General features: G+C 47.9%; 32 protein-coding genes. 30 read left to right on the top strand and 2 right to left on the bottom strand.

The genetic code is table 11. The features are described from left to right. Window positions 1–4 precede the first annotated feature (4 nt). Complete coding sequence (locus tag AU387_RS16240; RefSeq protein WP_059336215.1) at window positions 5–214, bottom strand: helix-turn-helix domain-containing protein; 210 nt, start codon at window positions 212–214, stop codon at window positions 5–7. Between the two features lie 114 nt (window positions 215–328). Between AU387_RS16240 and AU387_RS16235 the strand changes: the two genes are divergently transcribed. From AU387_RS16235 to AU387_RS16105, 27 genes are all read left to right on the top strand, one after another. After that, complete coding sequence (locus AU387_RS16235) at window positions 329–1,567, top strand: AimR family lysis-lysogeny pheromone receptor (protein ID WP_059336214.1); 1,239 nt, start codon at window positions 329–331, stop codon at window positions 1,565–1,567. 262 nt (window positions 1,568–1,829) lie between these two features. Continuing rightward, window positions 1,830–2,045 (top strand): hypothetical protein, encoded by a 216-nt coding sequence (locus AU387_RS16230; protein WP_059336212.1) that lies wholly within the window; start codon window positions 1,830–1,832, stop codon window positions 2,043–2,045. 95 nt (window positions 2,046–2,140) lie between these two features. Further along, on the top strand, window positions 2,141–2,464 hold the full coding sequence (locus AU387_RS16225) for a hypothetical protein (RefSeq protein ID WP_059336211.1): 324 nt from the start codon (window positions 2,141–2,143) through the stop codon (window positions 2,462–2,464). 142 nt (window positions 2,465–2,606) lie between these two features. After that, on the top strand, window positions 2,607–2,762 hold the full coding sequence (locus tag AU387_RS21800) for a hypothetical protein (protein ID WP_169793537.1): 156 nt from the start codon (window positions 2,607–2,609) through the stop codon (window positions 2,760–2,762). After that, window positions 2,759–3,325, top strand: a complete 567-nt coding sequence (locus AU387_RS16220) for a hypothetical protein (RefSeq protein ID WP_059336210.1) — start codon at window positions 2,759–2,761, stop codon at window positions 3,323–3,325. Before AU387_RS21800 ends, AU387_RS16220 begins: the two co-directional genes overlap by 4 nt. Before the next feature lie 247 nt (window positions 3,326–3,572). Next, window positions 3,573–4,355 (top strand): hypothetical protein, encoded by a 783-nt coding sequence (locus AU387_RS16215; RefSeq protein WP_059336209.1) that lies wholly within the window; start codon window positions 3,573–3,575, stop codon window positions 4,353–4,355. 39 nt (window positions 4,356–4,394) lie between these two features. Then, the gene (locus tag AU387_RS16210) at window positions 4,395–4,829 is read left to right on the top strand and encodes a PDDEXK-like family protein (protein WP_059336208.1); all 435 of its coding nucleotides are present in this window, start codon (window positions 4,395–4,397) and stop codon (window positions 4,827–4,829) included. After that, entirely contained in the window at window positions 4,829–5,872 is a 1,044-nt protein-coding gene (locus AU387_RS16205; RefSeq protein WP_059336207.1) for a hypothetical protein, read from the top strand. The genes AU387_RS16210 and AU387_RS16205 overlap by 1 nt, the downstream gene beginning before the upstream one ends. A 320-nt stretch (window positions 5,873–6,192) precedes the next feature. Continuing rightward, window positions 6,193–8,358 (top strand): DNA polymerase, encoded by a 2,166-nt coding sequence (locus tag AU387_RS16200; protein WP_059336206.1) that lies wholly within the window; start codon window positions 6,193–6,195, stop codon window positions 8,356–8,358. Further along, window positions 8,359–8,655 carry a hypothetical protein gene (locus AU387_RS16195; protein WP_059336205.1) on the top strand — a complete coding sequence of 99 codons (297 nt, stop codon included), beginning with the start codon at window positions 8,359–8,361 and terminating at the stop codon, window positions 8,653–8,655. It begins immediately after the preceding gene. Then, window positions 8,652–9,710: a hypothetical protein gene (locus tag AU387_RS16190; protein ID WP_059336204.1), complete on the top strand. Its 1,059-nt coding sequence runs from the start codon at window positions 8,652–8,654 to the stop codon at window positions 9,708–9,710. Before AU387_RS16195 ends, AU387_RS16190 begins: the two co-directional genes overlap by 4 nt. Continuing rightward, a complete protein-coding gene (locus AU387_RS16185; protein ID WP_059336203.1) occupies window positions 9,710–9,907 on the top strand; it encodes a hypothetical protein in 198 nt (65 codons plus the stop codon). The genes AU387_RS16190 and AU387_RS16185 overlap by 1 nt, the downstream gene beginning before the upstream one ends. 389 nt (window positions 9,908–10,296) lie before the next feature. Beyond that, window positions 10,297–10,461 (top strand): RuvC family protein, encoded by a 165-nt coding sequence (locus tag AU387_RS22130; RefSeq protein ID WP_232460796.1) that lies wholly within the window; start codon window positions 10,297–10,299, stop codon window positions 10,459–10,461. Between the two features lie 5 nt (window positions 10,462–10,466). Then, on the top strand, window positions 10,467–10,748 hold the full coding sequence (locus tag AU387_RS16175; RefSeq protein ID WP_059336201.1) for a hypothetical protein: 282 nt from the start codon (window positions 10,467–10,469) through the stop codon (window positions 10,746–10,748). Beyond that, entirely contained in the window at window positions 10,745–10,930 is a 186-nt protein-coding gene (locus AU387_RS16170; RefSeq protein WP_059336200.1) for a hypothetical protein, read from the top strand. Before AU387_RS16175 ends, AU387_RS16170 begins: the two co-directional genes overlap by 4 nt. A 5-nt stretch (window positions 10,931–10,935) precedes the next feature. After that, a complete protein-coding gene (locus tag AU387_RS16165) occupies window positions 10,936–11,130 on the top strand; it encodes a hypothetical protein (protein ID WP_059336199.1) in 195 nt (64 codons plus the stop codon). Continuing rightward, window positions 11,124–11,492: a class Ib ribonucleoside-diphosphate reductase assembly flavoprotein NrdI gene (gene nrdI / locus AU387_RS16160; protein WP_059336198.1), complete on the top strand. Its 369-nt coding sequence runs from the start codon at window positions 11,124–11,126 to the stop codon at window positions 11,490–11,492. The genes AU387_RS16165 and nrdI overlap by 7 nt, the downstream gene beginning before the upstream one ends. Continuing rightward, the gene (gene nrdE / locus AU387_RS16155) at window positions 11,464–13,557 is read left to right on the top strand and encodes a class 1b ribonucleoside-diphosphate reductase subunit alpha (protein ID WP_082687937.1); all 2,094 of its coding nucleotides are present in this window, start codon (window positions 11,464–11,466) and stop codon (window positions 13,555–13,557) included. The genes nrdI and nrdE overlap by 29 nt, the downstream gene beginning before the upstream one ends. 19 nt (window positions 13,558–13,576) lie before the next feature. Then, window positions 13,577–13,783, top strand: coding sequence for a hypothetical protein (locus AU387_RS16150; RefSeq protein WP_059336197.1), 207 nt, complete (start codon window positions 13,577–13,579; stop codon window positions 13,781–13,783). Window positions 13,784–13,801: 18 nt separating this feature from the next. Continuing rightward, on the top strand, window positions 13,802–14,767 hold the full coding sequence (gene nrdF / locus AU387_RS16145; protein WP_082687954.1) for a class 1b ribonucleoside-diphosphate reductase subunit beta: 966 nt from the start codon (window positions 13,802–13,804) through the stop codon (window positions 14,765–14,767). A 106-nt stretch (window positions 14,768–14,873) separates the two neighbouring features. Then, complete coding sequence (locus AU387_RS16140; RefSeq protein ID WP_082687936.1) at window positions 14,874–15,452, top strand: dUTP diphosphatase; 579 nt, start codon at window positions 14,874–14,876, stop codon at window positions 15,450–15,452. Beyond that, complete coding sequence (locus AU387_RS16135) at window positions 15,453–15,674, top strand: hypothetical protein (protein WP_059336196.1); 222 nt, start codon at window positions 15,453–15,455, stop codon at window positions 15,672–15,674. 204 nt (window positions 15,675–15,878) lie between these two features. Further along, window positions 15,879–16,703 carry an FAD-dependent thymidylate synthase gene (thyX, locus tag AU387_RS16125; RefSeq protein WP_082687935.1) on the top strand — a complete coding sequence of 275 codons (825 nt, stop codon included), beginning with the start codon at window positions 15,879–15,881 and terminating at the stop codon, window positions 16,701–16,703. A 26-nt stretch (window positions 16,704–16,729) separates the two neighbouring features. Beyond that, the gene (locus AU387_RS16120; protein ID WP_232460795.1) at window positions 16,730–17,296 is read left to right on the top strand and encodes a 3D domain-containing protein; all 567 of its coding nucleotides are present in this window, start codon (window positions 16,730–16,732) and stop codon (window positions 17,294–17,296) included. Window positions 17,297–17,311: 15 nt separating this feature from the next. Beyond that, window positions 17,312–18,088, top strand: coding sequence for a hypothetical protein (locus AU387_RS22390; protein WP_059336193.1), 777 nt, complete (start codon window positions 17,312–17,314; stop codon window positions 18,086–18,088). Beyond that, a complete protein-coding gene (locus AU387_RS16110; RefSeq protein WP_059336192.1) occupies window positions 18,085–18,651 on the top strand; it encodes a nucleoside/nucleotide kinase family protein in 567 nt (188 codons plus the stop codon). Before AU387_RS22390 ends, AU387_RS16110 begins: the two co-directional genes overlap by 4 nt. Beyond that, window positions 18,648–19,595, top strand: coding sequence for a DNA cytosine methyltransferase (locus AU387_RS16105; protein ID WP_059336191.1), 948 nt, complete (start codon window positions 18,648–18,650; stop codon window positions 19,593–19,595). The genes AU387_RS16110 and AU387_RS16105 overlap by 4 nt, the downstream gene beginning before the upstream one ends. Here AU387_RS16105 and AU387_RS16100 read toward each other — a convergent pair. Next, window positions 19,571–19,966, bottom strand: coding sequence for a hypothetical protein (locus AU387_RS16100; RefSeq protein ID WP_059336190.1), 396 nt, complete (start codon window positions 19,964–19,966; stop codon window positions 19,571–19,573). The two genes, AU387_RS16105 and AU387_RS16100, sit on opposite strands and share 25 nt — an antisense overlap. A 157-nt stretch (window positions 19,967–20,123) precedes the next feature. Between AU387_RS16100 and AU387_RS16095 the strand changes: the two genes are divergently transcribed. From AU387_RS16095 to AU387_RS16085, 3 genes are all read left to right on the top strand, one after another. Continuing rightward, window positions 20,124–20,435: an RNA polymerase sigma factor gene (locus tag AU387_RS16095; protein ID WP_232460794.1), complete on the top strand. Its 312-nt coding sequence runs from the start codon at window positions 20,124–20,126 to the stop codon at window positions 20,433–20,435. Beyond that, window positions 20,428–20,916 (top strand): hypothetical protein, encoded by a 489-nt coding sequence (locus tag AU387_RS16090; RefSeq protein ID WP_059336188.1) that lies wholly within the window; start codon window positions 20,428–20,430, stop codon window positions 20,914–20,916. The genes AU387_RS16095 and AU387_RS16090 overlap by 8 nt, the downstream gene beginning before the upstream one ends. A gap of 64 nt (window positions 20,917–20,980) precedes the next feature. Continuing rightward, window positions 20,981–21,784, top strand: coding sequence for a hypothetical protein (locus tag AU387_RS16085; RefSeq protein WP_059336187.1), 804 nt, complete (start codon window positions 20,981–20,983; stop codon window positions 21,782–21,784). Window positions 21,785–21,964: the final 180 nt, after the last annotated feature.

The raw sequence follows: 21,964 nt of genomic DNA, 5'->3' as shown, positions 1-21,964 counted from the left end.
ATATTTATTCCTTGACAATCCTAATGACTCTTTCCACAGGAACGTCTAATAATAAACATATTTTCTCAATAGTTCCTAGACGCATTTTAGAGTCAGACACTTTATGATTTTTCTTTATTTTAGCTTGAGTAGCTGAACTCATAACCTGACGTAAATCACTCAGATTCATTTCTTTTTCTTTTAAAGTCTCCATCAAAGGGGAAAAATCGATCATTTTTAAAAATCCTCCTAATAATATGTTTACGTATATAAACATATGAGATATAATTCAATTATACTTAAACGTGGTGGAAATGTCATTCATTTACTTAAAACTGGGGTGAACAACATGGACAAAGTTAGAAACTTTCTATTTGATCGTATTTCGGATAGAGATGATTTAAACGACTCATTAATCGCGTCATATTTAAAACTGTCTACAAAACAAGTAGGAAACCTTAGAGCTGGAAAGCGGAAACTGACATTAAGAAGCCTTCTTGTCCTTTCGCAATTAGCAGATCCTGAAAATTATAGATCCTTTATGAGAGACGTATGCCCTCAATTAACCGAGAGCTCCGATTGTATAAGAAAGACTTTTGAGTATGCTGCTATAACTAGAGATATCGAGCTTCTGGATAAACATATCGAGACTTATAAATGCGAAAAGCGGAATATTATCGAGAAGTACGTCAAGGTGTATTCTTTTATCAGTAAGTACATGCACGGAAAAGTTAAGTTCGATTCAATGAACGAAGAACTAGACAAACTATCAAACCTCAACGACCCAATCCTTAAAATTCTTGTAGACATCTACGGTTGTATCACTTTACTTCATAAAAGACAGTTCTCATATGTAATAAACAAAGCTTCAGAACTCGAAGTTCAAATAAATGGATTGAATGATAAATCTCATCTGTTTTTAAAGGAGTGTTATTTGTACAGGCTATCTGAGATTTTAGCATATGCACACCTTTTTTCAAACAACTTAGAAGAAGCTAGACGCTACTCAAATATTCTCCTCAATGCTAATATTAACAAGAGAGTGAATTCAGACGCTTTGTACATCATTGGTATGACTTACTTGCAAACAGATGAATCAATTTGTTTGAGCTACTTAAAAGACAGTGTTGAAGTAGCTAAAGAATTAAAAGACGAGCGATTAGAAGGGTACGCGGTTTATAATTATAACTTTGCTAGAATCCTCTTATCAAAGAAAGTTGAAGAAAGCGCACCTGATGTTTTGAAAAAGGTTGAGGGGTTTAGAAAAGGAAAAGTCTCCTATGAAGATGCACTAGATTGCGTTGGGAAAATAGGCGACCCTGACCTTACCGGATATTTCGAGGCGATTTCAGGAGATCGGAAAAGCCTTTATAAAAAGTTTTGTGATTTCGTGTCCGATTCTAATTTGTATTACGCATCTATAATTGTAAGGGATTTGATGGAGGCAGGCGAATGTACTGATTTCATCAAAAACCTGACAATAAACTTGAGGGGAACCTCATCGAAAAAAGGAGATGTTGTTTTTGAAGAAGACTTTATTAGTTGTTTTAACATTGGTGAGTGTGTTAACTCTAGGGTTGCTGTATAGTAACCAGGTATCAGATCCAGGTAAAGAAGTAGCAATCAACGCGATCGGAGGATAAGTTTTAAAGCCCATCTCACGGTAGGTGGGCTTTTTATTTTGTTTACATACCTGAACAAGTTTGCTAAATCAAAATATTGTTCCTATTTAGATAATTATAATGTTAGACATGCTAATATATGGACATGAAAGAAAATATTATTTCTTTTATGAAATGGTGTCCAAAAAGGAAAGTTTATACGCATCAATAAATGAGGAGGGATTTTAGTTGAAGAAACACGAAAAGTTAATACAGCTAATCAACGCCTATCAAATAACTAGGCAGGATGAGGACTTCAACCTACTATTTGAAGAATCAAGAGACTTAATTTCTAAGGTTTTATCTGATTTTTCTAAAACTAGACAAGTTATTCGCGAAGACATACTTAGTGCCTTACACGAAAAACTTTGGAAGTGGTCTTCATCAGTCGATACAAAAAAATAAAAAACGCGGAAAACGCGATAATCTACGAACTAAAGAAATCATCTATAGATATTATTCGCGGGAAGAATGGAACATATGTTAAACGACATAAATTAATGGATTCAACCGCAGAAGAGAATGCTGCAACATTCGAATCTGGCGCTGTTATCCATATAGAAGATAAGGTGATTTCTCAATTAGACGGAGAAATAAAAACGGACCAAGATAAGCTGCAACTTATCAAGGCCCTAACAGTAAATTCCGATGCCATAACGACTGCAATCGTTAATGAGCATCTTTCGAGTGAGCGACCTACATACGCTTCGATCGGCAGTAAGGTAGGCGTTCACTACAAAAAAGTAGAACGTGTGATCAAAGGTTTAGCGAAAAATTACGACGCTTCTCAACACGGCGAACTTAACGCTTTTCTAGCTGTATAACACGCTATACGTAACTAGGTCCGAGGACGTTCGTTACTCCTCTATAATACAATCTGTTGGCAACAGATTCAAGCGAACGATATGCGAACACGCCCTCGCGACCTAGTACGATAATCTCAATTTAAACGGAGGCTAACGTACTATGACTACTTCAAATTTACCCAATCCTAACGAAATCCAAACGTTAATCGCGCTAGATGAGCGCAAACTTACCGAATTTATTTACCAAGGCGCATGGCCGCACGACGAAGATCCGGCCGACTACTATCCGGCCATTAAGGCGGTGCGCGTCGGATGAAACATTACGAGGTCACAAAGCACGCTGTTGACCGCGCTGTAGAACGATTAGGCATCAGTCGCCCACAGGCCGCTGGACATATTCGGCAGCTAATGCAAACGGCTTTCTATGTAGGCGATCTTACCAACGAATATGGGAAACGAGTAAAAGCTTTCGATCATATTAAATCAAGAACACGATTGATCGTCGATGGTATTCGCGTAGTGACCCTTTACAAAATGGCCGATCCTTTGGCGCCAGTCGAAGATACGCCGACCGCAAGTACGCCGCCAATTACCGATCTTCCTGACGAACTTAAGGCGGTACTTAAACGCAAGTCTGACGCTTTGATTGTCCGTCGTAATCGCGAATTACGAACTCTTACGATTCAGCTTGCGGAAAAGAATCTCGAACTCGCCCAACTCGAATTGAATCGCGCTAGAGCAAGAGCACACAAGATTATCGCTGTTATCGACGCGAAAATAGACATTGCGAAGAAAGAATACGCAGATATTAACGAAAAAGTTAACGCAATTAAATCCGAAATCAAGTCGATTGAAAAAGGAGTTGCGGCATATGTCTGACGCAGTATGGATCGTTCCTATTGTCGCGGTTATCAGCGCGGTCATTATCGGCGGTATGGCGTGGGAAACGTACAAAAACGACGCGAAGAAAACGCAGTAAGGGCGCCAGGCCCTCGGAGAATGTCGGGGTGTCCGTTAAGTAATTCGGGTCGCGTCGCTACTGCCAAGCGCTGGCGGCGTTTCGGGCGCAGATACCGGCATTTTGCGAGGGCTTAACGCTCAATATTAAAACGTAGGGGGAAAACGAATGACACAATTTCAAAAAGGCGCAGCGGCACTAGGAGCTTTACAGTCAGGTGGAAGCGAGGGCGGTAACTTAAATACGATCGACTTCGCAAAGTTTAGCGTAGGTTCTTCTTATAAGGTGCGCGTGCTCGGTACGGAAGACCTCATGCAGTATTTCGGTTATGGCGTTTACAAGAAAGTAAATACGTTTGTTGCGAAGAATCCTTCTACGCGTAACGAAAAGGGCTTCGTAGTTAGCGATCACACGCCGTGGGATTTAGCCGAAAAGTATCACCGCGAACTCCAATTCGCAGCCAAAGACGCAGGCAACGAGAAAGAAGAGAAAGCGCAAAGCCAGGAGGCCAGCAAGTATCGCGGCAAGGAACGATTCGCTATGGGCTTCGTTGATCTAGCTACCGGAAAAGAAATCGTTGTAGATTTAACGCGCAACCAAGCGCTGGACGTATACGCAACAATTACGAAATACGAAAAGAAGCTCGGCAAGCTTGCGTTTGAATTAACGAAAACGAACGCAACAGGACAGGCGAAAGATACTAAGGTCGCGCTGACACCTCTGATCGACTTTGACGAAGATCTTAACGAAAAGGAACGCGAGAACTTCGCCAAGTTTGATGGCAAGGAATTTAACTCGGCGCTGTTTGACGGGTTGTTGTTCGAAGCGGACGAAAAAACGCAGACCGAAAACCTAGTCGCGGCGGGCTTCGATATTAGCTTGATCGGATTGTCGCTCGGAGCGGGTACGGAATCTAACGAAGCACCTGCCGAAGATTCATTCGATTTTTAATCGCGATCAAACCTAACCAAACGAAAAGGAGGCGCTTAGATGGCGCACTTAACCGAAGTTGTTGGCAAGTATTCGGAGGTTGTCGCAGAACTGGCATTACTTGCGAACGGGTTTGCGGTTTCCCGTCCGCAACTTGCTCAGCCATACGACTTTAAGGCGGAAGATCCTATTACCGGTAAAGAATATAAAGTTCAGGTGAAAACGTTCCGGCGCAGGCACGATCGCAATAACGAGCTCGTTCTCTATACGACTAACGGAAAGGGGCAGTGCTACGATCGGTCCGACGTTGATTATTTTGTTGGCGTATTGGGCGATCCTGGCGAACCACCTCGTGTCTGGATGTTTGAGAACGAACCGAATCAGCGCGAATATTGGGCGAAGTCTACGATACAGGCGAGTAAACGGTGGGTTGAACTGCCGTTGTCACTCAACCGAAACATGTACGAAGAAAAAACGGAAGCGGAGGCGGTATGATGGCGAAGTTAGAAGGCGTTAAGACACTCGATATGGTGAACGGTGAAATTACGAAGGTTGCGTATGGCGGTGCGGCTTACGAGCGCGTGGAAGGCGGGGCGAGAAAGGGCGATATCGTACGCCTAGCAGATAAAGCGGAATTCCAGTCAACTCCTGGCGGATTCTATGACGTAATTGCGGGCGGACGTAGCGCAGTTTGTGTTTTAGACGATTACGGGGCGCATCATAATTGGACGGAGGAGTGGTACGATCTCTTCCGCAAAATCGCCGACGCAACCAACCCGTCCGTAGAAGAACGCGTAGCAAAGGCGGAAGGCGAAATCGAATCGTTAAAATCCGACGTGGCTGCGCTGAAGGGTGAGGCGGAATATACGCGGATCGGCAAAAGCGAAGCGCGAGCGGGCGATTACGTAAAGTTTATCGAAACTAACGACTCTTCTATTACTGTCGGCAAAATGTACGAGATTGTGAATATAGATTACGAAGGATATTTGGACTTTATCGACGATGATGGCGACAAAAATTGTGGAGTCTCGCTCGAAGTGTTCGAAGTCTATCGCAAAGTCAACGCCGCAAGTGTAGAGGCCGAGCCGAAGCCTTATCGTCTGAAGGTCGGTGATTATGCGAAGGTGGTTAAACGCATCCGCGATCATTCCGCAGAAATCGGAGAAATTGTAATCGTGAAAATGGACGATAAAATCGAAATTCCTTACAAATGCGATAAATTAAATGGGGAGCGCAGCGGTTGGTTCTATGAAGATGAACTAGTACGTGCCACTGACAAAGAAGTTGCCGAAGCTAAACGCGTAGCCGCCGAAGCCGCCGAGCACAAGAAGTGGGCGGAAATCGGACGCGAGGTTGGCGAGTATAAGAAAGGCGATATCGCGCGAGTAGTAGACAATCAGTGTGCTGGACATGTATCAAACGGGGATATTATCGAAGTCCTCAGACAAGACTCTAGCGGGTCCGTCTTGGATACAGTGCATGAATACTATCTTAGAGTCGAACTCATCACGCCAGTCGAGGCTCGCTTTGACCGCTAAGCCGGCCGCCGTCTGCGCCAATTGCAACGCTAACCTCTACGAAGGGCGATCCGCCACTTACGATTCGCTCTTCGAGGTCTATGCGTGCGGGGCGGCGTGTTGGTCGGAGTGGTATGCGGACAATGAAGCGGAATATAAACGAAGATGGACGGAGGCGGTCGATTTATGAAACGGGATAAATTTAACGTCGATCATTTTCTGACTACGGTGTTATGCGTCCTCATCGCAATTTTCACAAGCATATTAATTATTTTCGGATTAGACAAAGTATTCGGCGTATAAATTTAACGAAATTACTTCGCGAGGAAGGAGGACGACGGATGGAAGGCTTACGGTTAAACTTGGACGCGCTGAAGCCGGCAGCACCGAAAACTGACGCGGTCCAGGCGACGGCCAAGCGGAAGGCGAAAGCCAAGACCGCCGAGCCGATCGAGGAAAGCTGGCGCAAGATATTCGCGATGAAACTATCGGATGCCGATCGCAAACGGCTCACAGAAGTCAAGGCGGCTATGGATGCGGGCAAGTTGGCGCGTGATCCGGCTGACTGCGTAAACAAGGCCGGAAACCCTAAAGCGTTCAGCAAGGCGGAGGCGCTGCGGTTATGGAAGACGCTACAGGAAGCACAGCGCGAAGAAACCTTGCGGCAGATGGTCGAGAACACGCCGGACAATTACTGGCTGATAACGACTGAAGCGCGCTTAGACGAATTCCTGGCGTTGCTGGATAACGAAGAAGAAATCGTATTTGACGTAGAGACGACGGGTACAGATGTATGGAACGACTATATTGTCGGCCATGTAATTACGGCCATTAAAGCGGACGTACATGCGTATATACCAACGAAGCATAAAACGGATCATCCGCAATTAGACAACGAATATGTGCTCGAAAAGTTGTGTCCGTACTATGAAGACGAGTCGATCGGTAAGCTCGCCCATAACGCCAAGTTCGATATACACATGCTGGATCGCGAAGGTATTAAGTTGCGTGGACTGACGTGGGACACTCAGGAAGCTATGCGGTTGCTTAACGAAAACGAGCCGTCCTTTGCTCTAAAGAATCTCGTTACTAAGTACCTGCGGATTAAATCAGATACCTACGGGGACTTATTCGGAAAGATCGGCTTTGACGAAATCAGCGACTTGAATATTGCGCTTGCCTACGCTGCTAAAGACGGAGATGTAACGCGTAAACTACGAGATTTCCAACGCTATCAGCTTACGAAATTCCCGGAGATCCTTCGTTATTACGAAACGGTGGAAGTTCCGTTGATCAGCGTCGTGCAAAAACTGGAGTCTACCGGCTTCAATATCGACCTAGGTTTCGCGAAGGAATACGGTAAGGAAATCAAAGCGCAGATTGACCGTTTATATGCGGAGATCATCGATGAATTAGGCGATATTAACATTAACTCGCCGGCGCAGCTTAAGCCAGCGTTAGAAAAAGCGACAGGAGAAAAGCTAGCGTCAACAGATGCGAAGAAAGTATTGAAACCACTCGCGAAAAAATATCCGATTATCAAGAAGCTTCTCGAATATAAAGAACTATTCAAACTTTACTCAACGTATATCAACGCTTTGCCGGAATTGATTGACCGTAAGACCCGAAAGCTTTACACGAACTTTAATCAAAACGGCGCAAAAACTGGGCGCTTTTCATCCGGAGGTACCGGCGTCAATCTTCAGAATCAGCCGAAAGAAGCACGTAAGTTATTCGTTGCTCCTAAAGGTTACGCAATACTTGGCGGAGACTGGAGCCAGCAAGAATACCGGTGCCTGGCGTACTTCTCGCAAGATCCGAAGCTAGTCGATAATTACTTGCAAGGAAACGACCTATACGCGTCCATTGCTTCGGAGGTTTTTAACAAGCCGATAGAAGACTGCGGAGACGGCTCGGTATATCGTAAACAAGCGAAAGTTATCATGCTCGCGGTTGCTTACGGTGGTGGCGCTAACATGCTCAAAGACGCGATTGGAATTACGAAGCAGGAAGCGCAAAAGTTCCTCGATAACTTCTTCGAAAGGTTTCCGGTGGTTAAGAAGTGGGTCGAATCGAATCAAGCTTTCGTTAAAAAACACGGATACGTATGGATGGATCATAGCCAGCGAAAGAGACGGCTGCCGGACGCAAAGGATCGGAATGCAAAAGGGTACTATTCGGCTGTCTATACGCAATCAACAAACGCCAGGGTTCAAGGCTCCGCAGCGATTCAAACTAAGGCGACTATGATTGCGCTTCAAGAGTTATGCGATCGTAAAACGGCAGAAGGACGAGGAGAATGGCGAATATGGTGCGTAGTACACGACGAAGCATTGCTTTTAGTTCCGGAAACACTTACGAAAGAGGACGTAAAAGATTTCGAAGACGTAATGGTTAATACGTACGTTTTCGGTAATATCCCGAATAAAACCGACATCGAAATAATGCGTCGTTGGGGCGATGGTATGTCGGTGGACGAATGGTTTAAAAACAAGGAGGCGGTTTAATTGGTTAAATTGACGATTGAACAACTGGAAGATATGACGTTTGAAGGCGGAATTGATATCGGCGATGTGACCTATACAGTCGTAGAGGAAAGCGAATGGAAGCACGAACACAAGTACCAAAGTAAAACCGTTATTTTCACCGATGGAAATAAGCACTATAGGGGAGAAATCGGCAGGTCGGGATCGGACTGGACTTACTGGACGTATGATAGCGAAATGTACGGAGCCGACGATCCGGCCGAAATTACCGAAGTAGAAAAACGCGAGATCGCAGTAACGAAGTGGGTGGCAGTTTGACGAACGCAAACGCACGATCAGCCGCAAACTCACTGCGCGCCCAATTAGCGCCGGCGCCCGAGCTGACCACATATGCGCAGCAGATTGCGGATGAACTCATCGAATATCTAAACGAATGGCACTCGCTGCCTGAGACGTGGGATAACGCTTTAGACGCGCAGATACACCGATGGTACGCAGACGCTCCGAAAGTATTTCCGAAGAAGCCGTATTTTTCACCGTCATCTGCAAACGCCTGCCCGCGCGAGCTCTATCACAAAGCGATCGGATCACCGAAAGACGAAACGCGAAAGCCTCCGTATCAAGGCCGTTGGACGCGTATCGGAACGGCGATTGGCGATATGATCCAGCGCGATATTCTCTTTATGGAAAAACACTTCGAAAAGAAAACCGGCCGGCCCTGCCCGTTCAGCTTCGAACGCAACGAAGACGGCACGCCAATGTTCGAGGACTTCGCAAAACGGAGCCATAAGATCGAGCGCGGCGGCAAGACGTTTCATCTATACGGAACATGCGACGGTATTATGCGTTATGTAACGGAAGACGGCGAGATTTTACGCGTCGGCCTCGAAATCAAGTCGAAGCAAACGTCGGCGGCCCGTACGTCGTTCCATTCGCTGAAGAAGCCGGACGAAAAACACGTTAAACAATGCGTTGCCTATGCGGAAATGTACGGCGTTGACCTGTACGTAATTCTCTACGTAAACGCGGCGAAGAAAGCGTGGGAATATCCAGAAGGCGAATTCGAAAAGAGCCCGGACATCCGAGCGTTCGGCATCGAAATTAGCCAGGCGGACATTGACGCACTGCTCGATAGATTCGTAGAAATACAGACGTCGGTAGATGAACGCAAGCCGATGACACTGGATCTTAACGGCTGGACGTTTAACGGATACAAAACGGCTATTGCGCAAACATTGACGGATGCTGAATTGGCGGCCATACGCGATAAAGTTTCGCAGGTAAGGCGGTCGAATGTGTACGAATCTACTAAGCGGCAGTACGCCGGTGCGCTAGAGTTTATCGAAAAAGTACGCAAAGGGGAGGCGGTTTGATGACGAAAGAAGACGTTCTTAAAACAGTCGAAAGGATTAGGGAATCGGCAGGAGATAACGAAATTGCTCACTCGCTGGAAGATTCGTTATATCTAAACGTTTTAATGGCGATCGCTACCGGCGCCGAGAACGCGTCAGAATTAGCAGAGGCGGCGTTGAATACTCAGGATATCGACTTCCAGCGGTGGTGTTCGTGAGTAGCGCCAAGCCTATCCGGTGCCTCGCGTTCGATACGTCGATGACCTGCCCTGGCGTCGCGATAATCGAGGTACGCAACCGAAAGCCTACGATCAAAGCGCTATCGCACGTTAAGCCAAACAGAGACCGCGATCATGCGCACAGAGCGGAAGTCATCGAAGGATGGGCGAAGGTCTTTCTCGATAAAAACTGCCCGCGAGACGGTTTCGACTATGTGGTGCGGGAGGACTTCGCCGGCAAAACGTCGACCTCGAATTATCCGGTGCTGGCGGCATGGAACGCGTGTGAACGGGCAACATCGCGCTTCGGGTTGACGTTCGATAGATACCGGAAAACTCCGACTACAAAGCAACCACAGCTCGGAATATCAGCAACGCGGGTTAAGTCGTTGGTAGCCGGATCGGGCAGCGCAGAAAAGGACGTAGTAGAGGCGGCAGTGCGGCGTATGACCGGGTATACTGGCGAGTTCGCTAATTTCGATGAAAGCGATGCGGCTGCGATTGGGCTTGCGTGGCTGATTCACGAAGGCGTAATAGATAAACCGAAGGAGTGATACGAATGTTTAAAGAGAGATTTACGATGGCTGTTACGTATCTAAGCGCAGCGCTACTCGGCGCAGTGACCGGAGTATTAATCGTCAGTTCCGTGTTTAATATGTACGCGCTTCTTGGCTTTCCGGTTATCGGCGCGATAATCAAGGTTGGTATCGTCGGCGCTTTCTTAATCGTTATCTGTGCGGTGGTCATCGAATTCATTAACTGGCTGATCGTCGAGCCTTATCGCAATCATAAACGCCTAGAGGCGGACGTTAAACGCGAAACGGAGGGACCGGCCGAATGATCTATACAGCAACCGACGGAGAACTACATGACATGCGGCGATGGCTTAACGAAAAACTTACCGATAGTGATTCCGCAATTAGGTTTCATGACCGGAAGATTATCGAAGCGAGAATCGAACGTGATCGGACACAAGCGCAGCTGGACGAATTAGAGGCGGAAATCGAGAGACGGAAGGGGTAGATCGGATGCATAAACGCGAAGAACTAGAAAGCGCACTATTAGCGTTGCAATTCGAACTCGATGCGCAGGAAGACAAGCTAGAAGACTTACGCGATGAGATACAGGACGTTCAAAACGATATTGACGATATCGAAGATCAAATCGCTGACATCGAAGACGAACTTGATTCGTTAGAAGACGAAGATGATTCCGAATGCTAATCGCTTACTATTCGCGGACTGGCAACGTACGCCGATTCGTCGCAAAGACCGGTTTACGCGCCGTTGAACTAGCGCCAGACCTAACGCTAACCGAGCCGTTCGTTTGCGTGACTGGAACGTACGGCTTCGGTCAGGTGGCGCGGCCGGTGGATGATTTCCTTGCGGTTAATAGCGCGTACTTGACGGGTGTGGCTGCGTCGGGCAACCGTAACTGGGGCGGAAACTACGCAAAGGCGGCGGACATAATCGCGGCGCAATACAGCGTGCCGGTGATCGGGCGCTTTGAATTAGCGGGAACGGACGCAGATGTACGACAATTTATCGAAAGGGTGAATGCGCTTGACGAATTACATCGAACTTAATAACGAAATTATGCTACAGAAGGACGGCCGGTTCCAATTCGAAAAGGATCTTGAAGCCGTCCGCGCTTATTTTATTGACTACGTAAATCAAAACACCGTATTTTTCCACGACCTTCGCGAAAAGCTCGACTACCTACGCGATAACGAATACTACGAAACCGAATTCCTGGACGCCTATACGTTCGAGGAAATCAAGGCGGTCTATAAAGCGGCCTATGCGCACAAGTTCCGATTCCCTTCGTTCATGAGCGCGTTCAAATTTTATAACGACTATGCGCTGAAGACGAATGATGGCAAGAAGATTCTCGAACGCTACGAAGACCGGGTCGCTTGCTGTGCGTTGTTTTTCGCGGAGGGAGACGCAACCAAGGCGCTTGAGTACGTCGATTTAATGATGCGCCAGGAATATCAGCCGTCCACGCCGACGTTCTTGAACGCGGGTCGGAAGCGTCGCGGCGAATTAGTTTCGTGTTTCCTGCTCGAAGTTAACGATTCCCTTAACGATATTAGTCGCGCTATTGACATTTCGATGCAGCTCTCGAAGCTTGGCGGCGGCGTCTCGCTTAATCTATCGAAGCTTAGAGCGAAGGGCGAAGCGATTAAAGACGTAGAGAACGCGACGAAGGGCGTAGTCGGCGTTATGAAGCTGCTCGATAATGCGTTCCGTTATGCGGATCAGATGGGTCAGCGGCAGGGTTCCGGCGTAGCGTACCTTAACGTATTCCATGCTGACATTAACGATTTCTTGGATACGAAGAAAATCTCGGCAGATGAAGACGTACGCGTTAAAACGTTATCAATCGGCGTTGTCATTCCGGATAAATTCATCGAACTGGCGCGAGAAGATCGGCCGGCTTACGTTTTCTATCCGCACACCGTATACAAAGCGTACGGCCAGTACCTAGACGAAATGGATATCGGAGAGATGTACGATCAGCTCGTCGATAATCCGGCCGTGCGTAAGGAAAAGATTAATCCGCGGAAGCTACTCGAAAAGCTCGCCGTACTGCGATCCGAATCGGGCTATCCGTACATCATGTTCGAAGGTAACGTTAACGCAGACCACACGAACAATCACATTTCGAAGGTTAAGTTTTCGAACCTCTGTAGCGAAGTGCTTCAAGCATCGCAGGTTTCGGAGTACACCGACTATGGCGAACCGGACGAAATCGGCCTCGATATTTCGTGTAACCTCGGCTCGCTAAACATTGCAAACGTAATGAAAAACGGCGACTTCGAAACGATCGTTAAGTTATCCGTTGATGCTCTAACACGAGTCTCGGAAACTTCGAATATCAAGAATGCGCCGGCTGTTGCGCGAGCTAACCGTGAGATGCGTTCGATTGGACTTGGCGCGATGAATTTACACGGCTATTTAGCGCAAAACGGTATCGCTTATGAATCGGAAGAAGCGAGGGATTTCGCTAATGTATTCTTCGCGTTGGTGAATTATTGGTCGCTTGTACGTTCGAATGAATTAGCGCAGCAGACTGGAACCGCGTACGAAGGGTTCGAGGGTTCTACGTATGCAGGCGGTAGTTACTTCGACAAGTACGTCGCAGGAGATTTCCGTCCTAAAACAGAGAAGGTTGCGCAGCTATTTGAAGGCGTTACAATTCCGGCGCCGATTGAATGGGAAGCGTTGCGGGATAACGTTGTGATGTACGGTCTTTACCATTCGTACAGACTTGCGATTGCGCCGACGGGTTCAATATCGTATGTGCAGTCGGCTACGGCGTCTGTCATGCCGATTATGGAGCGTATCGAGGAGCGTACGTACGGAAATTCGAAGACGTATTATCCGATGCCGGGGTTGTCGCCGCAGAATTGGTTCTTCTATAAGGAAGCGTACGACATGGATATGTTTAAAGTTGTTGATATGATCGCAACGATTCAGCAGCACGTCGATCAGGGCATTTCGTTTACGCTGTTCTTGAAAGATACGATGACGACGCGCGATCTGAACCGGATTGACTTATACGCGCATCATCGAGGTATTAAAACGCTGTATTATGCGCGAACAAAGGATACCGGCCAGGATTCGTGCTTGAGTTGCGTTGTTTAAACGAAGAGGAGGCGGAAAGATGATTAAGTTTCAAGTTATTATAACTAGCGAGTATGTGGATCGAGATACAATAACGCAAATGAACGAGAAAGGCTGGACATTTGTAACTACGCTCCCGGCAAAATCGGTGCATCCTTACGCAACGGATACGGATAGAGCAACGATATTTAGTCGATATGAAACGGCAGAGCTACCTATAGAGAGTACGCAGAAGGAGGACGAATAATTGACGAACGCAAACGCAATCCACACGGCGGCCGATTGGTCGCGCCACGAAGACGACTTTACGCAAATGTTCTACGCGCAGAACGTTAAGCAATTCTGGCTTCCGGAAGAGATTTCGCTAAACGGCGATCTCTTGACGTGGAAGGCGCTGAGTCCGACCGAGCAACTCGTATATATGCGCGATCTTGCGGGCCTAACGCTACTGGATACGGAGCAGGGAAACACCGGCATGCCTATCATCGCGCAGCACATCGACGGACACCAACGCAAAGCCGTCCTTAATTTCATGGCGATGATGGAGAACGCTGTTCATGCGAAGTCGTATTCGAATATTTTTATGACGCTCGCGCCTACCGAAACAATTAACGAAGTTTTCGAATGGGTTAAGACCAACCCGTATTTGCAACGGAAGGCGGAACGGATCGTCGGCCTGTATAACGCGATTGAGGCGGACGATGATATTTCGCTGTATAAGGCGCTGGTCGCTTCGGTATACCTCGAAAGCTTTTTGTTCTATAGCGGCTTTTATTATCCGTTATATTTCGCGGGCCAAGGCAAGCTTACGAACTCCGGTGAAATTATATCGCTTATTATTCGCGATGAAGCGATCCACGGCGTTTATACCGGCTTGGTCGCGCAGGAAATCTATAACCGTCAAGCTCATAGCGTTCAGTTAGAATTACGCGACTTTGCCATTGATTTATTGACGGAGCTCTACGAAAACGAGGTCGCCTATGCCGAGGACCTTTACGATGCGGTCGGTCTGACGCACGATGTCAAACGGTTCATGCGTTATAACGCGAATAAAGCGCTGCAAAACCTTGCGTTCGATCCGTACTTTGAAGACGAAACGCCGAATTCGATCGTGATGAACGGACTAAGTACGAAGACGAAATCGCATGACTTCTTTTCGCAGAAGGGTAACGGCTATAAGAAAGCGACGGTCGAGGCGCTTAGGGATTCGGATTTTTATTTCGGAGACTAAGTGTCCGTTATCCGAACTTTATACGCATCTATTTATGAGGAAAACGTGCCAATCCGATACCTAACCTCGCAGTTATATATGAGGACGTTACGAAGGAGGAAACGAAATGAACGTAAATATAAAACGCTTATCACCGGACGCTCAAACGCCAACCTACGCACACGCAACGGACGCTGGCTTCGATCTAGTCGCGGCGGAGGACGTAATTATCGAGCCGGGCGCCACCGCATGTGTGCCGACGGGCTTGGCGTTCGAGATTCCGGAGGGCTACGAAATGCAGATCCGACCACGGTCCGGTATTACGCTGAAGACGCCTTTGCGTGTGCAGCTCGGTACTGTAGATTGCGGATATACGGGCGAGGTTGGCGTGATTGTCGATAATATTGCGCAAGTTAGATACGCATCACAACCACGAATCATGCGCGGGATACTAGCAGGGGACGACGACTTTAATGGCGTCAAACCTACGGATTATAACGTTATAAAAATCCGCAAAGGCGATCGTATCGCGCAAGCCGTTATCAAGCCGGTCGAGCAGGCGGTGTTTACGGAAGTTGATGCGCTCGGCGATAGCGATCGAGGTGCGGGCGGCTTCGGGAGTAGCGGGGTTATTGCGGAGTCTTACGAAAAAGCTAACGATAGAAACGGCGGCGCGCTAGAGAGACTGGCGAAGGAAGACGCTTAGATGACGCAAATATATGCGTGTTTTCTAAACGGTAAGCTGTACGGATGCGGCGACATCGAGTATATGAACGACCTATTTCGCGATTACGTTGTTAACTGCGAAATGTACGGGAGAGACGATTGTACATTCCGAATAACTACGAAGGAGAAAGCTCGCAGATTATTAATTAACGAAACTATTTACGAAAACGGCGGAGCGTTAAAACGATTGGAGGACGAATAAATGCGGTTTTGGATTATATACGGGGCATGTGTTTTCTTTTTCGCATATTTGATCACACAGCTTATTACGTTTGAGTCGGATTACCTCATAGGCTCGGCAGTATTTTTGATTCCCCTTATAATGTCGGCGCTTATAACAACCTTAATTGTTTCAATCGGATTATTCGGAAGTAGTTCTCATAGTGGATACGGAGGAGGAGAATAAATGGCGGAAACCAAAATGAACGTACATCTAATCGCACATACACTGGTTTCAGAGAAATTTGCGAAAATGTTCACGCTTAACGAAACTGAGGACGCATTGACTGACGTTGGCGAATTATTTCGTGAGGGCGTAACTGACGGCCAAGCGGTCGCCCTAACCGCAATCAGAACATGCTACAGCGCCAATAAGCCGTCCGAAATCGTCGCAAAGGAAGGCGCCAAGTATTTCGGCTCCAAAGCGTCAGACGGCGGCGCAGGCACGGATGCCGATCGGCTTTTCCGACATATCTTCGCGTCCAAACACACGTCGACCCTCGAACACCTAACGTTCACCTTTTCGATTGAGGGCGTCAGTCGGGCGTTACTAGCGCAGCTTACGAGACACCGAGTCGGCTTCAGCTTCAGCGTTCAGTCACAGCGTTATGTACGGATGGGAAGCGATGATAAGATCGGCGGGTTCGATTACGTAGTTCCGGATAAAGTTACGAGCGATAAAACGGCGGATATGTACGACTTTGTGTACGGAGCGCCAATTACTGATCGTCCTGCTACGGAAATATTCGCGGAGGCTATGGAAATAGCGCAGCAAGCCTACGATCTTTTGCGCAGAGCCGGAGTGCCCGCCGAAGACGCCCGCGCCGTCCTACCGAACGCATCTGCAACGAATCTCGTAATGACTGCGAATCTTACCGCGTTGTTGTCGTTCTATTCTAAACGTAAAAAGGGACGCGGCGCACAGGCGGAAATCACCGAATTAGCCGAAGCGTTAAGGCGCGAAGTGGTCGACGTGGAACCGTGGACGGACCAGTTTTTCGAGGAGGTGTAAGCATCGGTATACTAACGAATCTAGCGATGTCAACGCAATTACTTACGAATCCAACCGCCAAGCCGCCGGAGCCACCACCGCCAGATCCGCCGCGCATCACGGAAGAAGATGCGGCGTTGCAGAAAGCGGAAGCTGAGGCGGAAAAGAAAGACGCGCGTATCCAGGCGCTTGAGGACGAAGTGGCGACGTTGAGGGCGGAAGTCAAAGCGAAGCCAAAGGCGCGACCAAAACCGAAGGAAAATAACGAAAATACTAACGAAAATAAACCCGCGAATCCAAACGCGTGGCAAACGTTTCAAGCGTCTGCGTATACCGCGCGATGTCCCGAAGGTTGCAGCGGAATTACCGCAACGGGCATAGACGTAACCGGAACGATCTATCACGCAGGCAAGCGCATTATAGCGGTCGATCCGTCAGTGATTGCGTTGGGTTCGGCGGTTGAAGTAAAGCAGGCGGACGGCACGACGTTTGAAGCCGTGGCGCTCGATACTGGGGGCGCGATTAAAGGCGCCAAGATTGACGTATTGGTTGCGGACGAAGCCGACGCTGTGCAGTTCGGACGGCAGTCGGTGCAGGTTCGCGTAATAAATTAATGGGAGGCGGAATAAATGACGAAAATCCACGTACTGGCTGACGAAACACTTGGCGGCATCAAGCGAGAATACGTAGAGGTCGATCGGAAGGCGGAGGTCATCGAGAAGATCGTATCTATTTTCGGAAACTGTCCGTACTATTCAGAAAAGGAATACGGAAAGGTTATTGACGTTGATATTGACGATGCTGAAGTCGAATTCGAAAGTAAATACGAGGACGAATCGTGGTATATCCTCCACGGAGCATACCGCGTACTCGAACCGACCGACATCGTACACATTGACGGTGGGCGCTACGAATTAACCGAGCGCAAGGCGGAAGTGGGCGAGAAGATTCTTACTACTCAAACGCAATTAGGTCGATTGCCAGTCGGAAAAGTCCTAACCGTGACCGATGTCTTCGTTGACGATAGCGTTGGTGAATGGGGCGTTGGGATTGTCGTGAAAACTAATTATCGCGTACTCGTCCCGGTAGAATCAGCCGAAGCCGACGAACCACAGCCAGCCGACCTAATCGACGTCGTATCTAATCTGGCAGCGCGTGTTGCGGACTTAGAGCGCGAGAATAAAAAACTACATGCGGCTTTGGACGAGGACATGAAAATCCGATCCGAAAACACTCGCAGGTACTTAGCGCTAAAAGACGAAATCGACACGCTGCACAAAGACAATCGGACGCTCGGCGAGGAATTGGAACGGTTAAAGGAAAGTGCGACCGGAGTTAAAGGCGAAAAGTTATTTACCGCGGACGAATTGGCGGCAATTATCGAAAGGTTGTTGATGCGCCCATGAAGATCGCCCTAACCGCACCGTTACGCGCAGGCAAGTCGGAAGCCGCCGGGTACTTGGCGCTGCATTACGATTTCCATCCGTTCGCATTCGGCGACGAACTCAAAGCCGCCTTTCATCGGGCTTTCCCGTCCGTGCCCGAAAAGCCGAAGCCACGCGCGCATTATCAAAAGTTCGGACAGTGGGCGCGAGAAGCTTTCGGCGAAGACGTTTGGGTTAACGCCACCATGACGAAAGTCGACGCTTACCTGGCGCGATATGCCTGCGACTGTGATTGCGGCCTAGCGCCAATGCTCAAAAACCGCGTGTTGGTCGAAGATTGCCGACAGCCAAACGAATACGCTCGACTGCGCGCCGAAGGGTTTACGCTAATACGCATCATGGCGCCGGAGGAACTACGGATTGAACGCGCAAGAAAAGCCGGCGATGATTTCGACTTGGTCGCGTTGAAGCATCCGACCGAGCTTGCGCTGCTGGATTTCGAAGTTGATTACGAAATTACAAACGACGGTACGATCGATGAATTATACGCGAAACTGGATGCGTTGATGGAGGCGATACTATGACGGAGTTTAACTTAACGCCGCAACAGCCGGCAACCGGACTTACGGTACTGGAACTTTTTTGCGGAGGCGGACTTGGAGCAATCGGCTTTAAAGCGGCTGGATACGATATTGTAAAGGCGCTGGACTTCGATAAGAATGCCGTTAAAGCCTACCGCCATAATTTCGGCGATCACGTTGAACAGGCGGATATTAACGCAGTAGATATCGATAGTTTACCGAACACAGACGTTATATTCGGAGGCCCTCCGTGTCAGGACTTCTCGGTCGCAGGCAAAGGCGCCGGCGCTGACGGAGAACGCGGAAAATTAGTATGGCGCTACCTCGAAATCATTGCGGCAAAGCAGCCGAAAGCCTTCGTGTTTGAAAACGTAAAAGGGTTGATAACGAAGCGCCACCGTCCTACATTTGATGCGCTTATCGAGAAATTTAACGAAATAGGTTACGAGATTAGTTGGCAGGTTATAAATGCGTGGCATTACGGTGTAGCACAGAAGCGCGAGCGGGTGTTTATCGTCGGTGTACGGAAAGACCTCGGCTTTACTTTCGAGTTTCCGAAGCCGTTAGAAGGCGATTATCGGACGCGAGTATTGCGGGATGTTATCGGCGATTTACCGGAACCCGAACGTCAAGACTGCGGAAAATATTGGACGCCAAAAAGCGAATACACATACGATCAAGCCAATCGCGTGCAATCGCTAGATAAGCCGTCTAATACGATTCCAGCACACCACAACAGCGGACAGCCGATCCACCCAACGGAAGCGCCGCGCCGTTTCACCGTTCGCGAATGTCTCCGAATCCAATCTGCGCCAGATACTTACGTCCTGCCAGACGATATTTCTTTATCGGCGCAATATCGGATTGTCGGTAACGGAATTGCTTCGCGCGTTGCGTGGTATATCGGAAGGGCGCTTGCGGATCAATTGGCGTCGGCGTCTAACTGAAACGCGTATGTATGTGAAGGATACGCTAAATACGGTTGCTTGGACGCCTCGCCATCGCCGATCAAATAATAGCGCTGCGGTAGGCTATCAAAATCAATGCCGACCTTACGCAAGAACGGAATGGCCGACACGTTGCCGCGCTTATCGAACTTGAACGGCTTGACGTCCGGTTGGTTTATTAACTCGGGCTTGCCGACTACGATACGCTTTTCATCCGCGTCATAGGCGACCGTCAAATAAAACGGACCGTCCGTAGGTAATCCGATAATACGACGCGCTCCTGCCGAGATGAACAGGCGGCGCTGCTTTTCGATAGTTATGTACGCTTTGAGGTTGCGCTCAAAGTCGTTAGATATCCACGTAAGAACCATAAACGAAACTCCTTTCGGAAGCGTTTACGTTAATCATAAACGAAATTAACGAAGGAGTCAACGAAAGGGGACGGTTAACATCGGTTCAGTAAAAGTTGATCTACACCGAAAGGAACGCGAATTCGACGCAACTTATGCGCTCGATAACGCAGAAGGCGTGAAACTATTACTCGCCGATTATCAGAAGTTCGTCAGCCGCAAGCGATGCGGAGATTACGACGCGGCGACGATTCTTATCGATATTCACAAGGCGATCGAATTAGCGAATCTAACGGACCGCCAGCGTCAGGCGATCGAGCTCGTTTACTTCGGAGAACTAACGCAAGCAGAGGCGGGCGAACGGATGGGCATCGCTAAACAAAATGTAGAGGCTTATATATCGAGGTCTGCCGAAAAGGTTGCGGACATTTACTACTACTGGGCGAGTCATAACGAAGGGTATACGACGGGAGGGCGAATCAATGGATAAACCTTTGCTGCACGAAACAATTAAGGAAATGTACCAACGTACTAAGGCCGGAAAGCTGGCGCGCCAGGAACGTATCAAAGAAACTATGGCGTTAGTAAACGCTTATTATGACTCTACCGGAGAACAGCCGGACGTTACCGCGCTTGACCGATTGGCTAATCTCATAATTTACGAGGAGCTTTCCGATTCACACCCGGATAAAGTTACGCGAAATGAATACCCGATTATGAGCGAGACACAGTTGGAGGAGCGTTATAAACGAGAAGCCTCCGATAAGTTGGCGGAAGAGTACGACCAAAACGGTGCGTACAAAGGTCTACCAATCCGCAGAACACGATCCAATTACGAAAATAAACTACTCGATAAGCGTGCCAAGGCTCGAAATTTAGAGCGCAGGAAATGTTACTCCGCGTTTGTTAACGGAAAGACGCCAGGGCAATTCACCGTAAATATCGCTACAGGCGAAAAAACCTACCACTAGTTGTCTATACGTTATGAGAGCGCTTATACAGCGCTTTTTATTTTATCGAAAAGGGGACGTTTATATGAGTAGAAGATTACGAGTTGTGAACACAGAAACCGGCGAGGATCTATCAGAAAGCTATACGCTGCGTCACCGAAACCAAGACGAAGCCTTCCGCCAGCAACAAGAAAAGACGGCCGATCGACGCGACTTCTCTAACGCGAATATGTCTAATATTCACGAAGTCTATAACGCTCTTACAACGGCACAGTGCGGTTATTTAATGCTTCTTCAGTGTTACGTTGACTATAACGGTGTTCTCGTTAAATCGAGCCGAAATAAAACGCCTATGTCAACTACGGATATGATGGACGTATTACAGCTCGGCAAGAAACGAATGACCTTCTATGATTTCTTATCCGCATGCATTGAACGTGACATTATCCGAGAGACCAACGATGGTTACAGCGTAAACGAGCACTACCACTTTAAAGGCAACTTCGGTAGCCAATACGTTGTTAAGCTGTATACTGCGAAAATTAAACGCGTATATAGCGAAGTGAAGGCGACGGACATCGGTCTTATTTATCGCATGTTGCCGTTCATACATTTCGAGACGAATGCACTTTGCGAAAATCCTTTCGAAAAGAATCCGAAACGCATCCGGTGGTTTAATAAGAAAGAGCTTGCGGAAGCTATCGGAGTAACGTCGGACACACTAGGTCGCCGCCTTAAGCAGATGAAGTTTGACGGTGAGTACGTTGTCGCGCGCATTAAAGTTGGTACAGAGCCGGAGCGATTTACGTTTAACCCTAACGTTTTCTATCGACAATCTAAGACGCCGGACAAAACGTTGATCGCGCTGTTTAACGTCAAGGAGGTATAAAACGAAAAAGGACGCCCGCTAAGGCGTCTTTATTTTTCTTTAATTGGAATCAACATTTAGAACGCGAACAGTAAAGCATTTAGGACACATGCCTAAGTAAGATTCCATATCGATTTCGGTTAAAAAGCTATCAGGGCTTGCTAGACGTTCAACAGCTCCGCCATTAACTACTCTTCTGAA

The organism is Bacillus halotolerans (assembly GCF_001517105.1).
In the GTDB taxonomy this organism is placed as follows: Bacteria; Bacillota; Bacilli; order Bacillales; family Bacillaceae; genus Bacillus; species Bacillus halotolerans.
The sequence above is the reverse complement of the archived record's forward strand: the minus strand, read 5'-3'. Positions and strand labels throughout refer to the sequence as shown.

What these genes read in the sequence shown, in the direction of transcription:
- nrdE (WP_082687937.1), top strand. Translation starts at nt 11,464, where the DNA reads ATGCGCTTGACGAATTACATCGAACTTAATAACGAAATTATGCTACAG.
- AU387_RS16110 (WP_059336192.1), top strand. Translation starts at nt 18,085, where the DNA reads ATGAAGATCGCCCTAACCGCACCGTTACGCGCAGGCAAGTCGGAAGCC.
- AU387_RS16140 (WP_082687936.1), top strand. Translation starts at nt 14,874, where the DNA reads ATGAACGTAAATATAAAACGCTTATCACCGGACGCTCAAACGCCAACC.
- AU387_RS16100 (WP_059336190.1), bottom strand. Translation starts at nt 19,966, where the DNA reads ATGGTTCTTACGTGGATATCTAACGACTTTGAGCGCAACCTCAAAGCG.
- AU387_RS16200 (WP_059336206.1), top strand. Translation starts at nt 6,193, where the DNA reads ATGGAAGGCTTACGGTTAAACTTGGACGCGCTGAAGCCGGCAGCACCG.
- AU387_RS16170 (WP_059336200.1), top strand. Translation starts at nt 10,745, where the DNA reads ATGATCTATACAGCAACCGACGGAGAACTACATGACATGCGGCGATGG.
- AU387_RS16165 (WP_059336199.1), top strand. Translation starts at nt 10,936, where the DNA reads ATGCATAAACGCGAAGAACTAGAAAGCGCACTATTAGCGTTGCAATTC.
- AU387_RS16105 (WP_059336191.1), top strand. Translation starts at nt 18,648, where the DNA reads ATGACGGAGTTTAACTTAACGCCGCAACAGCCGGCAACCGGACTTACG.
- AU387_RS21800 (WP_169793537.1), top strand. Translation starts at nt 2,607, where the DNA reads ATGACTACTTCAAATTTACCCAATCCTAACGAAATCCAAACGTTAATC.
- AU387_RS16135 (WP_059336196.1), top strand. Translation starts at nt 15,453, where the DNA reads ATGACGCAAATATATGCGTGTTTTCTAAACGGTAAGCTGTACGGATGC.
- AU387_RS16240 (WP_059336215.1), bottom strand. Translation starts at nt 214, where the DNA reads ATGATCGATTTTTCCCCTTTGATGGAGACTTTAAAAGAAAAAGAAATG.
- nrdI (WP_059336198.1), top strand. Translation starts at nt 11,124, where the DNA reads ATGCTAATCGCTTACTATTCGCGGACTGGCAACGTACGCCGATTCGTC.
- AU387_RS16085 (WP_059336187.1), top strand. Translation starts at nt 20,981, where the DNA reads ATGAGTAGAAGATTACGAGTTGTGAACACAGAAACCGGCGAGGATCTA.
- AU387_RS16205 (WP_059336207.1), top strand. Translation starts at nt 4,829, where the DNA reads ATGGCGAAGTTAGAAGGCGTTAAGACACTCGATATGGTGAACGGTGAA.
- AU387_RS16225 (WP_059336211.1), top strand. Translation starts at nt 2,141, where the DNA reads ATGGATTCAACCGCAGAAGAGAATGCTGCAACATTCGAATCTGGCGCT.
- AU387_RS16120 (WP_232460795.1), top strand. Translation starts at nt 16,730, where the DNA reads ATGTCAACGCAATTACTTACGAATCCAACCGCCAAGCCGCCGGAGCCA.
- AU387_RS16150 (WP_059336197.1), top strand. Translation starts at nt 13,577, where the DNA reads ATGATTAAGTTTCAAGTTATTATAACTAGCGAGTATGTGGATCGAGAT.
- AU387_RS16185 (WP_059336203.1), top strand. Translation starts at nt 9,710, where the DNA reads ATGACGAAAGAAGACGTTCTTAAAACAGTCGAAAGGATTAGGGAATCG.
- AU387_RS16220 (WP_059336210.1), top strand. Translation starts at nt 2,759, where the DNA reads ATGAAACATTACGAGGTCACAAAGCACGCTGTTGACCGCGCTGTAGAA.
- AU387_RS16215 (WP_059336209.1), top strand. Translation starts at nt 3,573, where the DNA reads ATGACACAATTTCAAAAAGGCGCAGCGGCACTAGGAGCTTTACAGTCA.
- AU387_RS16210 (WP_059336208.1), top strand. Translation starts at nt 4,395, where the DNA reads ATGGCGCACTTAACCGAAGTTGTTGGCAAGTATTCGGAGGTTGTCGCA.
- thyX (WP_082687935.1), top strand. Translation starts at nt 15,879, where the DNA reads ATGGCGGAAACCAAAATGAACGTACATCTAATCGCACATACACTGGTT.
- AU387_RS16175 (WP_059336201.1), top strand. Translation starts at nt 10,467, where the DNA reads ATGTTTAAAGAGAGATTTACGATGGCTGTTACGTATCTAAGCGCAGCG.
- AU387_RS22390 (WP_059336193.1), top strand. Translation starts at nt 17,312, where the DNA reads ATGACGAAAATCCACGTACTGGCTGACGAAACACTTGGCGGCATCAAG.
- AU387_RS16090 (WP_059336188.1), top strand. Translation starts at nt 20,428, where the DNA reads ATGGATAAACCTTTGCTGCACGAAACAATTAAGGAAATGTACCAACGT.
- AU387_RS16235 (WP_059336214.1), top strand. Translation starts at nt 329, where the DNA reads ATGGACAAAGTTAGAAACTTTCTATTTGATCGTATTTCGGATAGAGAT.